Source organism: Marinobacter sp. EVN1 (assembly GCF_000475375.1).
Lineage (GTDB): Bacteria > Pseudomonadota > Gammaproteobacteria > Pseudomonadales > Oleiphilaceae > Marinobacter > Marinobacter nauticus.
Genome location: NZ_AXCB01000011.1, coordinates 62,389 through 76,207 on the forward strand (window position 1 = coordinate 62,389; position 13,819 = coordinate 76,207).

Annotated in this window: 12 protein-coding genes; 7 read left to right on the forward strand and 5 right to left on the reverse strand. The window is 61.8% G+C overall.

Features of this window, described 5'->3' with window-relative positions; all coding sequences use genetic code 11:
* Positions 1-98 precede the first annotated feature (98 nt).
* Positions 99-2,201 (reverse strand): 3-hydroxybutyrate oligomer hydrolase family protein, encoded by a 2,103-nt coding sequence (locus Q674_RS24835; RefSeq protein ID WP_031209778.1) that lies wholly within the window; start codon positions 2,199-2,201, stop codon positions 99-101.
* Between the two features lie 253 nt (positions 2,202-2,454).
* Entirely contained in the window at positions 2,455-2,817 is a 363-nt protein-coding gene (locus Q674_RS24840) for a DUF6164 family protein (RefSeq protein WP_023008096.1), read from the reverse strand.
* Positions 2,818-2,904: 87 nt separating this feature from the next.
* Between Q674_RS24840 and Q674_RS24845 the strand changes: the two genes are divergently transcribed.
* From Q674_RS24845 to Q674_RS24860, 4 genes are read left to right on the forward strand one after another with little or no spacing between them, the layout of a single operon-like run.
* Complete coding sequence (locus tag Q674_RS24845) at positions 2,905-4,317, forward strand: DUF2868 domain-containing protein (protein ID WP_023008097.1); 1,413 nt, start codon at positions 2,905-2,907, stop codon at positions 4,315-4,317.
* Positions 4,314-5,744 (forward strand): GTPase/DUF3482 domain-containing protein, encoded by a 1,431-nt coding sequence (locus Q674_RS24850; protein ID WP_023008098.1) that lies wholly within the window; start codon positions 4,314-4,316, stop codon positions 5,742-5,744. The genes Q674_RS24845 and Q674_RS24850 overlap by 4 nt, the downstream gene beginning before the upstream one ends.
* Before the next feature lie 50 nt (positions 5,745-5,794).
* The gene (locus Q674_RS24855; RefSeq protein ID WP_011783659.1) at positions 5,795-6,190 is read left to right on the forward strand and encodes an ectoine synthase; all 396 of its coding nucleotides are present in this window, start codon (positions 5,795-5,797) and stop codon (positions 6,188-6,190) included.
* An 11-nt stretch (positions 6,191-6,201) separates the two neighbouring features.
* A complete protein-coding gene (locus Q674_RS24860; RefSeq protein WP_023008099.1) occupies positions 6,202-7,404 on the forward strand; it encodes a CynX/NimT family MFS transporter in 1,203 nt (400 codons plus the stop codon).
* Positions 7,405-7,434: 30 nt separating this feature from the next.
* On the opposite strand, the gene Q674_RS24865 is transcribed toward Q674_RS24860, so the two are convergent.
* Positions 7,435-8,610: a type III PLP-dependent enzyme gene (locus Q674_RS24865; RefSeq protein WP_023008100.1), complete on the reverse strand. Its 1,176-nt coding sequence runs from the start codon at positions 8,608-8,610 to the stop codon at positions 7,435-7,437.
* 275 nt (positions 8,611-8,885) lie between these two features.
* Here Q674_RS24865 and Q674_RS24870 point away from each other — a divergent pair, with 275 nt between their 5' ends.
* A complete protein-coding gene (locus tag Q674_RS24870) occupies positions 8,886-9,098 on the forward strand; it encodes a YjfB family protein (protein ID WP_023008101.1) in 213 nt (70 codons plus the stop codon).
* Between the two features lie 16 nt (positions 9,099-9,114).
* Here the strand turns inward: Q674_RS24870 and Q674_RS24875 are convergent, their stop codons facing one another.
* Positions 9,115-9,933, reverse strand: a complete 819-nt coding sequence (locus tag Q674_RS24875) for an ATP-grasp domain-containing protein (protein ID WP_023008102.1) — start codon at positions 9,931-9,933, stop codon at positions 9,115-9,117.
* A gap of 153 nt (positions 9,934-10,086) precedes the next feature.
* Between Q674_RS24875 and Q674_RS24880 the strand changes: the two genes are divergently transcribed.
* On the forward strand, positions 10,087-10,452 hold the full coding sequence (locus Q674_RS24880) for a DUF6746 family protein (RefSeq protein WP_011783655.1): 366 nt from the start codon (positions 10,087-10,089) through the stop codon (positions 10,450-10,452).
* 54 nt (positions 10,453-10,506) lie between these two features.
* Positions 10,507-11,385: a translation initiation factor eIF-2B gene (locus Q674_RS24885; protein WP_023008103.1), complete on the forward strand. Its 879-nt coding sequence runs from the start codon at positions 10,507-10,509 to the stop codon at positions 11,383-11,385.
* Here the strand turns inward: Q674_RS24885 and hrpB are convergent.
* Positions 11,339-13,813: an ATP-dependent helicase HrpB gene (gene hrpB, locus Q674_RS24890; protein WP_023008104.1), complete on the reverse strand. Its 2,475-nt coding sequence runs from the start codon at positions 13,811-13,813 to the stop codon at positions 11,339-11,341. The two genes, Q674_RS24885 and hrpB, sit on opposite strands and share 47 nt — an antisense overlap.
* Between the last annotated feature and the right edge of the window lie 6 nt (positions 13,814-13,819).

Genomic DNA, 13,819 nt, shown 5'->3' on the forward strand with positions numbered 1-13,819 from the left:
AATCCTTGGGCGTCCGGATTTCCGGACGCCGTCACGGGAGTATAGGAAGCCCCCGGTGCGGGGGCAAACCTCCAAAGGTGGCATTCAACCGTCGGTAATCAGTCCGGGATCTGCAACTGGTTACCGGTGAAGACAATCCGGTCCGCTTCCGCCGGTTCGGATTGAATGGGCGGCAGGTTCGCCAGGGTCAGGGGCGTGGTCAGGCTGCCCCGGGGCACCGTGCGCACCACCTGACTGGGCGGCAGCGGCTGCTTGTCGGTGAGATGGGCCCACACCAGATCCAGCGCCTGAAAGTAGTAGTGATGCAACGGCACATAGCGGTCACCGATGCCCGGAAAGCCGTTGAGCACGTCCAGGTGATGGGCGTTGAGAATTTCGTAATAGCGCAGGTTGCTGTGGCGGCCTTCCACTGCCTGGTTCAGGCCGACATAGGGTCGGGAGGTGTGGTTGATGGGCAGGATGGCATCGGCCCGTCCGGTGACAAACACCGTCGGCTTGCGCTGCAGGTCTCCGCTGGCCCGCACCGCTGAAATGCCACGGCTAATGGCTTCGTGCAGCTCAGCCTGAACGCCCTCGAGGGGCTCGCCGGTAACCACATCCCTGCCTTCGGCAAGACTTCTGAGGCACAACAGGGCGTCCAGACCGTAATCCACCTGGCTGGAACTGGGCGAGGCGCTAACGGCGAGGTTCGTGGGCTGGCCCTCGGCGTTGTCGTAGACCAGATTGACACCGGCGGAGGGCGGAATGCCGTTACTCGCCGCAAACAGCGACGCCTCGGCAGCAGGCGCCAGTGGCACCACCGCGCCGGCACTGCCGGTCGCCGCCAGGCTCAGGCCACACAATCGGTCTTCAACACCCGCGCGGCCATAGGCATTGGCGTAGGTCATGGCAATGCTCTGGGCGACCGCCAGGCCAAAATGCACCGGCGCCAGCAGGTTCTGCTCCGGCTGCACGCCGAAGTCCTCGTTCAGGATCCGTTGCGCATCGAGGGCCCAGTCATCCTTGGTTGCGCCAGACACCAGCCCCTTGTTGAACAAGGAGTGGCAGATGTTCTGGCCAGTCGCCGGCGGGTTGAACATGCCGTTCAGGGGGGCAAGATCGCGGATGCCGGGGGCCTGGTTGGCACAACCCTGGTACACCGCCAGCGCGGTGGTGTAATCCAGCAGGCTGCGGCTGTGTTCCGTCAGTGCAGGGCCATTGCCCTGACGAATGCTGAAACGCCGGTCCACAGCCGGATTCACATTGGGCTCAGACACCGCCACACCATCAATCAGGCCTTTCTCGTCCTGTTCCGCCGCCCGCACCGAGGCTCCGCCGCCGTTGGAAACACTGGAGGCAATCACCAGGGTGTTCCTCGGGTTGATGGTCCGGAGAGTTTCACCATTACCCAGTTCCCGGCCATGGAGTGTGTTCAGCACATAGAAGCCGAACTCAATGGATTGCAACACATGCCGGCCCCAGTCTGCCTCCGGGTTCTGTTTGGAATGGGCGTGTTTCCAGGCGAAGCGATCCGGCCACTGGCTATTGAAATCATCCCGGCTCTGAGCGTCCAGATCTGCCCGGAACAAGGCTTCTTCAGGTTCCATGGTGAGTGTTCCGTTCACGGACTGGGCGGTGTTTGTGGCGAGGTTATGGGCGCCGGTACCGGTGCCTTTATCGGTATAAACCACTGCGCAGCCCTTTTTCAGGCCCCACTCCCCGGCGGTGCCAATGGCGCCGTAGATCCCGCGGGAACCCGAGGAGGGCGCGGTTACCATGCACGGAAAATCCGGATCAAAGCTGTCGGGCACCTGGGCCATTACCGTCACCGGCACAGTGGCGCCCGGCACCTGCATCAGGGCAATGAATTCCTGGCCCGGAATTCGGCCACTGGCGTTACCCACGGCCGGGCCAAACAGGCTGCCATAACCTCCGCCGGGTGCGGTATCCACCAGCGCCCGGTAATTGTTGTAGATGGCCAGCCGGCGCAACTCTGCCGGTGTCGGATTCAGGGCATCGACAAACGCCGGTGGTGTGGCACTGGCCAGACCCTCCGGCCCCAGGCCAGCGGTAAGAAGATCATCGGTATTGCCATCGTAAGCAAACTGCTGGACATCGCTCACCAGGAAATCAGGCAAGGAGTTGAACACCTCGTCCTTCTTGCAGGCAGTGAGCGTTACCGTGGCAGCACCTATCAGGGTGCAGAGCATCATTCGTTTCATGGTCGGTCCTTGTTTGTTGTTGTTGAATCGGCCCCATGGGCGCCACGGCCCATGCGGATCCTGTGCCAACCGGACAAGACCATGAATATATTTAGAAAAATGAAAAATTACTGGCACTTGAGAGGGGGCTATTCCGGAATTCCGGACAGCGGTTGCGCGCGCAATGGCATGGCACGCGCGCAGCATCGCCGCTGGCCGCAGACTGTCCGGCAGACCGAACACTGTCTGAAAAACCAGACACCGGGCAGCGAAACTACCCTACTCGGACAAAGGGCAACAAGCTGATTGCCGCAATTGCAGCGATGGCCAGGCAGGCCGCCAGAGTCCGCAGCGGATAACGTCGAAACATGGAGCCGATGCCGCCGATTTCGCCGCGGGCCAGGCCCTGTTCATAAGCCTGGCGCTGGCTCTGAAAACGCTGGCGCTGGTAATCGTCCAGCAACGCCTTGGCCCGGGCCGCTTCGTCCGCATCTTGAACCCAGAAGCCGCCCATGCTGATGCCCCATCGGCTGGGCGGGGTCTCGTAGTAGCGCACCTCATGCTCCTCGAACAGAGCCCGGATCTCGTCGGCCTCGTCGTCGGGTACATGGCGCAGATTCATCAGGTGATGGGGCATGGCGCGTCCATTGGCTGGTATCAGGATCGTAATTGCCTATATGCTAACAGCAAAGCACCCACGACCGAACTTGCATCAGGACACTGCATGAGCCCGAACCCCCTTCGTCTGCTGCTGGATTTTGACGACCGCGTCCAGCGGGACAGGGATCAGCCCCCCGCCTTTCTCCACCGCCGGGACCGGCGCTTTGCTCTGGACTGCGAACAGCAGGGAATAAAGCCCAGCCCTTCGCGCTGGCTGGCACACATGGATCGACTGTCCGGCCCCGGCGGCACCGTGACGGCTGGCCGTCGGGAACTGAAACTCTGGCGCCGGGTAACCAGCGGCTTCGCAGGCGCCGGCTGCCTGATGGGCATAGTGACCATACTGGGTCTGCTGTTCTATGACGGCGGCCAGCGCATCAACATCACCGTGATTCTGGCGTTTGTGCTGCTCCAGCTACTGCTGGCCCTGGCCACCACGGTTCAGGCCATGATCGGCTGGCAACCCTGGCGCTGGTTGCTGAAACGGCTGCACCTGCACCACGCCAGCCCGACCCGGGCCCGGCTCCAGCCACTGCTGATGGCGCGGGCGGCCCACGCCGGCGGCGTTGCCTTTGGTCTTGCCGGCCTGGCCACGCTGCTGATCATGGTGGTGGTCCAGGACCTGGCCTTTGGCTGGAGCACCACTCTGGATACCGCCGCTTCCGGCTACCACCATCTGGTCAGCACCCTGGCGGCGCCCTGGTCCTGGCTGTGGCCTTCCGCGGTGCCATCCCTGGAGCTGGTGGAGGTAACCCGGTTCTTTCGCGCCGCTCCCGTCACAACCGGAGTTGAGCCTTCACGCTGGGGCCTGTGGTGGCCTTTCGTGGTCATGTTATGGCTGACCTGGACGGTGATCCCGCGTGTGCTCCTGCTGATTCTCAGTCAGGCTCTGCTGCGCCGCCGCGCCACTCACCTGCTGGCCGGCCACCCCGGCATGCGGGCCCTGCTATACCGGATGGAAACCGCCACCCTGGATACCGGCAGCAGCCACAACGATGCCGCCGACCTGCCAGACACCCGCACCCGGGCCCGGCCAGAGCAACTGCCGGACACCCCGCTGATGATCTGCTGGGCCGGTGCCGGCGAACCGGAGTTGCCCCAACGCCTGCAGGCACCGGATTCCCGAACTTTCCGGGCCGGAGGCCGGGCCACTCTGGCCCAGGACGACGAGGTACTGGCACAAGTGGGCGTCCACCTGGCCAGCCAGAAACATCCGGCAGTCATTGTCGTCACCCGCAGCTGGGAGCCACCCACCGGCGAGCTGCACGATTTTCTGGAAACCGCCCGCAAGCGCTGGCCCTCAAATAGCCGGGTAACCCTGCTGCCGCTGGCCAGTAACCCGAACCAGCCGCCGCAGAGCCATCTGGTTCAACCCTGGCTTCGGTTTACCGAACGCCTGGCTCCGGGCTTTGCCTCGGTCGCCTTACCGCCTACCGGCGAGCCCAACCCCTATCTGGCCGGGAGCGCGCAGCCATGACCAATGCTCCGGTATTCGCCGTGGTCGGCCACCCGAACAAGGGCAAATCCAGTGTCGTCGCCACCCTGTCCCAGAACGACGCTATCGCCATTGCCCTGGAACCCGGTACCACCCGGGCCAGGCAGGACTATCCCCTGACCGTTGACGGCCAGAAACTCTATACCCTGGTGGACACCCCCGGTTTCCAGCGCCCACGGCGGGTGTTGCAGTGGCTGGAAGCCCACAGCATTTCCGCCTCGGATCACCCGGAAACCGTGCGGGCTTTTGTGCTCCAGCACCGGGGCGATGACCGGTTTGTCGATGAATGTGAATTGCTGGCACCGATCGTGGAAGGCGCCGGGATCATCTACGTGGTGGATGGCTCGGTGCCCTACAGTGCCGAGCACGAGGCGGAAATGACCATCCTGCGCTGGACCGGGCGTCCGAGCCTGGCGCTGATCAACAGTATTGGTGAGGACGATTACAGCGACACCTGGCAGGCCGCACTGGGCCAGTTCTTTCAGGTTGTCCGCAAGTTCGACGCTGTTCGCGCCCCGTTTGAGCAACATCTTAGCCTGTTACGGGCTTTCGGCCAGCTGGAACCGGACTGGGAGACGCCGCTGGAACGGGCCACCCGGTTCCTGTCCGAACAGCGCCGCCAGCGCCGGCGACAGGCGGCTGGCCTGGTTGCCCGAGCCCTGGAAGACCTGATGTCATATCAGGAACGACGCACACTGACGCTTAACCAGATCGCCGAAACCAGCGATGCCAGCCTCGCCGAGACCCTGAGGGATCGCTGGTACCGGCACCAACGCCACCGGGAACAGGCCCTCAGGATCGACATCGAGCACCTGTACCAGCATCAGCGCATACGCCGCCAGGAAGCCGAACTCCAATGGCACAGCCAGCACGATCTGTTTTCCGAGGACACTCGCAAGCACTGGGCGGTCAGCAAGCGCTACCTGGCCACCGCGGGCTTTGGTGCCGGAGCGGTGAGCGGTGCCGGCATTGATGCCTTGACGTTTGGCTCGTCGCTGGGCACCGGCGCCCTGCTCGGGGGGCTGATTGGCGCTGCCGGCAGTTACTTCTACGGGGATCGCCTGGTTTTGCCGGCACTGAGCATCGGGCCCATGAAGGACGGCCTGAAAACCGCCAGCTTCGGGCCTGTACAGGACAGTCAGTTCGGCTATGTTGTGTTAGGGCGGGCGGTGGATCACTGGTGGCATATCAGCCAGCGAAACCACGCCGGGCGGGATTTGCTGGAACTGGAACCAGCCGACCATCACTGGCTGGAACAGCTCGACAAAGCCAGCCGGCGGGAAATCCAGAAAGCCTTCGAACGGTGCCGGAAACAGCGAGCTCTGACCCATCAGCAGAGGGAACAATTTGCCGCCGCCATCGAGCAGGCCATGGCGGCATACGACGACTGGCGGTTGAATCGAGCCTGAGCCGCATGTTTATACTGTATGGCTATTCCATCACAAAATGAGGAATGCGAATGAAAATCGTACGAGTGCAAGACATTATCGGTACCGAGCGTGAAGTTCACGGCCCGGGCTGGACCAGCCGTCGCATGCTGCTGAAGAAAGATGGCATGGGTTTCTCCTTTCACGAGACCATCATCCCCGCCGGCGCCGAGCTGAACCTCTGGTACAAGCACCACCTGGAAGCCGTCTATTGCGTCGCCGGTAACGGCAAGATTCTGGACAAAGCCACCGGTGAAGTACACGAGATTACCGACGGCACCCTGTATGCACTCGACAAGCATGATCAGCACACGCTCTACGGCGGCACTGAAGACATGCGCCTGATCTGTGCCTTCAACCCGCCGGTAACCGGCCAGGAAGTGCACGACGAAGACGGTGCTTACCTGCCGGATACCAGCGAAGACTGATTCGCTCCGCCGTGGCATTTCAAACCGCCGCGACCACACCGCCACCGCCAGCCCGATTGCTGCCGGTGGCGGTGTTGCTTTGGCTGGCCGGTGTTTACCTGCGTATACCCGTACTGGTGGCCCCGCCGCTGGCGCCTTTCATTGGCGATGAACTGGCCCTGACCCAGGCACTGACCGGCGCCCTGACCACATTGCCCATCCTGATGCTGGCCATTGGCGCCATGCCCGGTTCGCTGGCCATCTCCCGCATCGGCCCGCGAAACACCCTGGCACTGGCCATGGTGATCATGGTCATCGGCTCCGCCGGCCGTGGCCTGGTGCCCGATACCTTCACCCTGATGATAGCCAGCGCCGTCATGGGCCTGGGTGTGGCGATGATGCAGCCAGCGCTGCCAGCCCTGCTGCCGCGTTGGCTCGAACCCCATCACATTGCTCTGGGCTCGGCCATCTACATGAACGGCATGCTCATGGGTGAGTTCATCGGTGCCGGTATTACCCTGCCGGTTCTTATGCCGTTGCTGGACAACAGCTGGCGCGCCACCATGCTGGCCTGGTCGCTGCCGGCCCTGCTGGTAGTCGCCGCCCTGTTTCTGCCCAAACGGGACCTGGCCCGGCCCGCACGCAAAGCCGCCTGGCTGCCCGACTGGAAAAACCCGCTCACCTTGCGCCTGGGCCTGCTGCTGGGGCTTTCCGGCTCCATGTTCTTCGGCCTCAACGCCTACATGGGTAACCTGCTGGAACAACAGGGGCGTATCGGCCTGCTGTCCGAGGCCCTGTTCTGGTACAACATCGCCCAGGTCTTTGCCTCGCTGGTGATGCTGAAAATGGCACGGGCCTGGGTCGGCCGCCGTACCTTCATTGTCGTCACGGCGGTTCTCAGCATTGCCGGCACCGCCGGCACTCTGGTGCTCGAAGGCTGGTGGTTCATTGCCAGCGCCACGCTGATGAGCTTCGTGGCCGGCATTCTGCTGATCCTGTTGGTGGCTCTGCCGCCTTTGCTGGTGAACTCCGCCGAAACCGGACGGCTGTCTGCCGGCACCTTCCTGGTGGGCTATACCATGGCCTTCTCGGTACCCATGCTCGGCGGCCTGCTCGCCGACTGGACTGGCGACACCCGTCATGCCGTGATGGCCATGGTGGCCTACAGCCTGCTGGTATTACCCCTGGCTTTCACTCTGGACCTGAAACGAAAAAAGGATCAGCCCGCAAGCTGATCCTTTCTGAGATACCTCACTGACCTTCGGTCAGATATAGTAATCCTTCAACGGAGGAAAGCCGTTGAATTCAATGGCACTGTAGGTGGTGGTATAGGCCCCGGTCGACAGCCAGTACATCCGGTCTCCGATCGCCAGATTCAGCGGCAGCGGGTACTTGTGATGCTCGTACATGATATCGGCACTGTCACAGGTCGGCCCGGCGATCACACAATCCTCACCTTCACCGCTCTTCTCGGTCCAGATCGGAAACTTGATGGACTCGTCCAGGGTCTCGATCAGCCCGGAAAACTTGCCGACATCGGTAAACACCCAGCGGTGCAGGGCGGTACGGGATTTTCGTGAAATCAGCACGACCTCGCTGACCAACACACCGGCATTGGAAATCAGCGATCGCCCCGGCTCGATGATGATCTCGGGCAGGTCGTCACCAAAGTCCTCGTGCAGGAAACGGGCAATCTCCTCCGCATACACCCCCAGTTCATTGGTCCGTGTAATGTAGTTGGCCGGGAAACCACCGCCCATGTTGATCATCTTCAGCTCAATGCCGTCTTCTTCCTTAAGGCGCTCGAAAATCACCTTTACCTTGTTCAGGGCGGCGTCCCAGGCACCGATTTCGCGCTGCTGGGAACCGACGTGGAACGACACACCATAGGGCACCAGGCCCAGATCACGAGCCAGGATCAGCAGATCCATGGCCATATCGGTCTGGCAGCCAAACTTGCGGGACAACGGCCAGTCGGCGGTCAGGGTGCCTTCAGTCAGAATACGCACATACACTTTTGAGCCCGGGGCAGCCTTGGCAATGTTGCGCAGGTCTGCCTCGGAATCCGTGGCATACAGGCGCACACCCTTTTCGTAAAAGGTGCGAATGTCTTTCGCCTTCTTGATGGTGTTGCCGTAACTGATGCGGTCGCCGGTCACACCCAGGGCCATCACCTTGTCCAGTTCATACACCGAAGCGATATCAAAATTCGCGCCTTTGTCCCGCAGCATGGTCAGAATCTGCGGGGCCGGGTTGGCCTTCACCGCATAATAGACCTTGGCGTAAGGAAACCCTTCCACCAGCTCTTCGTACTGACGGTCAATGGTCTGGGTGTCGATCACCACAAACGGGGTTTCCTTGCCGTCGGCAAAGTCCTTGATCCGCTTGAAAGTCTCGGCACTGTAGTAGTCGGCGATATCGGCGTTAGGCGTCTGGATCATGGGTGGTGTGTCCCTCCACAGGGTAAACGGGCATAAAAAAAGGGTAGCACAGACTGGCTGTATTACCCGTGAATGGCGCGATCATCGGGCCTTTTTCCAATCACCGCAAATGCGCAGTTATACCCATAAACGCACCGGTCAACGGTGCGCCACGCGTGCCTCTGATTCAGGGTTCAGCGACAGGAAAACTTGTTACTGTCGGTTAACAGCTACCGACACTTTCAGGGGATCATGCTAGCCTGTTTGCAAATGAATCAACCCTAGAGGGGGTTGGCGTGTCTGACATTGCCGGAATTGCATCCAGTTATACCCAGTTCAAGCAACAACGGGTTCAGGAACAGGCGGAACTGGCCGTTCTGAAAAAGTCCATGGACATAGCCCAACAAGGTGCACTTCAGTTGCTTGAAGGCCTGACCGAAACATCTGTCGCGACAGCCGGCGCCAACCCCTCAGATAATGTGGGCAGCATGATCGACGTTCGGGCCTGACCGGTTTGTCTCTGCCTCAGACCGCAATTGGCCACAGCGGCGTTGGTTCGGTGGGACCATCCGGGTCCTGGGGCCGACTCTGGCGCTGCAGATAATCCAGTATGGCATCTTTCAGATCACTGCCCTGACCCAGGCCCTGATTGCCGAACAGACGGTTAAATTCCAGCACGTAGGGATAGCCTTCCACCAGGGCGATATCAAATCCGGCATGGTCGACTTCCAGCTCCCGGGCCAGACGCAGGGCCAGATCGGTAGCCACCGCCGGCACATCACCAGCCACAATCTGGCCACCCCTGGCGACGTTGTTGTAGAACCCCTGCTCCGACTGGGTACGCCAGTAGGCGGTCACCACCCGATCACCCACCACGACTACCCGCACATCCCGATCGATCGGCAGGTACTCCTGCACGTAGAGCACGTCTGTGCGATCACAATACTTCAGCCAGTCGGCCCGGGACTCGATCAACCACACACCTTCGCCCATGCTGGCCTTGGGTAGTTTGGCCACGAAAGGCAGGGCCATGGTGTCCCACAGCATGTCACGTTCCTGTGGACCATTGGCTTCAATCAAGGTCCAGGGTGTGTGTTCCGGCGCCACGGTCTGAAAGGCGCGGGTCATTTCCACTTTGTCGTGACCAATGCGATAACTGGCGATACTGGGGAACACCCGGCACTTCAAGCCATGCACCAGGGCGTTGATCTGCCAGTATTCCGGGAACAGTACCCAGTCCGCCTCCTGCAACAGCGGCTTGTGGCGAAGGAAATGCTCGGGCTTCAGTACAGTGGTGTCGGGAAAGCCAAGGGTACGGAACACGTTGAATGAGACAAGGTGCATGGTGACAGCCGCACAGAGTGAAAATTGGCTGCATTTTATCCAGCTTTGGAACCCTGGCAAGGGTTATTTTATGCGTAAATTGACCGATCTCATGGTCACAGTTAATGATACTGACAATAATTCGCATTAGTTATCACTAATGAGGAACTGACCATGACAAAACACCTGATGCTGGCCGCTGCCACCCTGCTGTTCACCCTTCCGGCCTTCGCCGATGATGAGTACGATCACTACAAAGGCGAACCCTCGAAAACCCTGGAGCAGGCGGTGGCCAATTTCTCCGAGTACAACAACCGGCTTGAGCAGGTGTTGGCCGGTGATCTGACACCAGAGGCGATGAGCGAAGTCCATCAGCTCACCTACACTCTGGAAAATGCCCTGGGCAAACTGGACCATGAGCTGGAAGACATTGCCGAGCGGCTGGAGAAAGTACACAAGGCTTCCGAGCACGCAGCCCCGGATACCGTGAAAGAGCAAGGCGCGGTGTATCTGGAAAAGAGCCGGTCCATCATCCGGTAACGGCCACGGGCTGCTAAGCTCCGGTAATCACTCGCTGACTTACCGGAGCCTGCCATGGGCACCCCTGAACCCGATTCCCGGGCCTGCAATATTATCGAAACCGTACGCGCTGATACCCAATCCGGTGCCGCCCAGCTGGCAACCAGAGCGCTGACGCTGGTGCGCCAATGGCTGGCCGCGGGTGGAGTCTCTACGGACGCACTCGAACAACTACTGACCGACCTTGCCAAAGCCCGTCCCAGCATGGTGCCGCTGGCCAACGCCATTGATCGGGTACGCCCGGGCCTGGTGGGCCACCAGGCCGTTGCTTCTGCGGCTGAACAGGCGCTGCCCATGGTGGACTCGGTTCTGGAGCAGATCGCCTCCGCCAACCAGCGTGTGGCGGAAATCGCCACGACACGGATTCCCGAGCGGGCCAAAATTTTCACGCACAGCCGTAGCTCCCAGGTGCTGGCGCTGTTCCGTTTACTGGTACAGCAGGGCCGCAACTTCTCGGTAATCTGCACCCAGAGCAGCCCAGGCAACGAGGGCTTTACCCTGGCCCGGGAACTGGATGAACTGGGCGTTCGGGTGACGGTGATCACCGATGCCCAGATGGGGCTGTTCGTTCCGAAGGCGGACCTGGTGCTGTGCGGCTGTGACACCTGGCTGGCCGATGGCCACTTTCTCAACAAGGCGGGCAGTTATCCGCTGGCCTTGCTGGCCAGGGCCGAGGAAAAACCGCTCTGGGTGCTGGCAGACAGCTTCAAGGACAGCACGGCGCCACACGATGAAGTCACACTGGAAGAAATGGCGGCGAACCAACTCGGTGCACCGGCCGGCCAGCACATTACCGTTCGCAACCTCTATTTTGAGCCTGTTCCGGTGCAGCTGATCAGTGGACGAATCAGCGAGCAGGGCGTTTTTTCGTTCCCTGCTGAGCCTGGGCCGTAAGCGGATCTTCCGGCCAGGGGTGTTTCGGGTAGCGGCCCCGGAGTTCTTTTCGTACCTGTGGATAGGCGTTCTGCCAGAAGCTGGCGAGATCTGCCGTGACGGCCAGCGGGCGCTGGGCCGGGGACAGGAGGTGGATTACCACGGGCACCCGGCCGCCCGCCACCGTCGGTGTTTCAGTCCAGCCAAACAGGGCCTGCAGCTTGGCAGCTAGCACCGGGCCGTTGTCGGCCGTGTAATCCAGCGTCACCGTCTGGCCGGTGGGGATGGCCAGAGCTTTCGGAGCCAGTTCATCCAGTTCTTGTTGCTGTGGATAATCGAGCAGGCTGTTCAGGGCGGATGTCAGATCAAGCCGGGCCAGATCCGACCACCGCTGCATGCCGGCCATAAACGGCGCCAACCAGCTTTCCACACCGGCCAGCAGGGCAGAATCCGTCACATCCGGCCAGTGACCGGGGAACTGTGTGGCCAGTAACTGCACCCGGGCCTGCCACTGGCGGGCGGCCTCGTTCCAGGTCAGCCGATCCAGTCCTTTGCGACGGACGGCATCCAGCAAACCCTGCTGGATCAGTTCGGGGGCCACCTGTTGCAACGGCTTTTCCGCCAGTATCAGGGCGCCAAGCTTGCGTACGTGACGCGCCACCACTGTGCCCCGCTTGTCGTCCCAGAGGGCTTCTTCCCGTTCTTGTATGTGCGCAGCCAGGTCCTGCTCCAGATCCCCCAGATCCACTGGCGCCGCCAGATAAATCGTCGCCTCCCGGGTCTTACCGTCCAGGTCCGCGGCCACCAGCCAGTCCTCCCGGGCCAGCGGATCATCGCCTCTCAGGCTCGCCCCCTTGCCATTACTGAGCTGGTAGCGCGGCGCCTCGCCCGAACGGCGGCGGGCAATACGGTCCGGATAAGCCTGGGCTAATACCCGGCCCACCTCGGTGGCAACAGGCTCGTTCCGGGACACCGGCTCCTGGCACAACCGTTTCGCCGCCTGCCGCACCGCCTGTAACCGGCCTGTATCGAGACCACGGGGTGGCCGTTCTCCCCGAACCATCCGGATCCGTTCGTGCAAATCCGCACCGGAGCCTGGCCCCAGCAAATCACGCTCTTCCAGCAATGCCGCCAGTTCCGCCGCCAGCTGGCCAAACCCCAGAGCCCGCCCCCGGATAACCATATGGGCCAGGCGGGGATGCAGCCCCAGATCCCGGGCGGACTTGCCGTGATCGGTAATAGCACCGTCAGCATCCAGCAAATCCAGCCACTGCAATAAATCCACCGCCTGCTGCCAGTGGGTTTGCGGCGGCGCATCAATCCAGGCCACCTGATCCGGTGAACGAGCCCCCCACTGGGCCAGCTCCAGTACCAGCGGCGCCAGGTCCGCCTCCTGAATCTCCGCTGGCGTGAACTCAGCCAGGCCGAACTGCTCCGACTCGCTCCACAACCGGTAACACACCCCCGGCTCAATCCGTCCGGCCCGGCCTTTACGCTGCTCGGCAGAGGCTTTGGACACCCGGCTGGTGACCAGGCGAGTCATGCCACTGTTGGGATCAAACACGGCCCGACGCTGCTGGCCCGCATCAACCACTACCCGCACGCCTTCAATGGTCAGGCTGGTCTCGGCAATGGCAGTGGCCAGGACCACCTTGCGAGCACCGTCCGGTGCCGGTGCAATGGCCCTGTCCTGTTCGTCGGCCTTGAGGTTGCCGTACAAGGGCGCCAGCACCACGTTTGCCGGCAGTTGTCCCGCCAGCAGTTGCGCCACCCGGCGAATTTCACCGGCCCCGGGCAGGAACACCAGCACCGAGCCAGCCTGGTCTCCCAGGACCTCCAGCACCACCGCCGTTACGTGATCCACCATCCGGGCATTGCGGGACAAGGGCCGATAAAGGACACCCACTGGAAACGCCCGGCCTTCACTGGAAATCACCGGCACGTCCCCCAGCATCTTGGCAATGGGCGCGGTATCCAGTGTCGCGGACATCACCAGAAGGCGCAGGTCTTCTCGCAGGGCCTGCTGGCTCTCTCGCACCAGTGCCAGCCCCAGATCGGCCTGCAGAGAGCGTTCATGGAATTCGTCAAACAGAACAGCGGCATAGTCTTCCAGCATGGGGTCGGTCTGGATCAGGCGGGTGAGTATACCCTCGGTCACTACTTCGATCCGGGTGGTGCCTGAGACCCTGGTATCCAGTCGGGTGCGATAGCCCACCGTCTGCCCGGGCGCCTCTCCCAGTTGCCGGGCCATATACCGCGCTGCCGACCGGGCCGCCAGTCGGCGGGGTTCGAGCATCAGGATTTTGCGGCCATCGCGCCAGGGCGCATCCAGCAGGGCCAACGGTACCCGGGTGGTTTTACCCGCGCCGGGCGGCGCCTGGAGCAAAGCGGTGGTGGTCTTTGCCAGTGTGCGGGTCAGTTCTGGGAGGATGCCATCAATCGGGAGCATGGTACG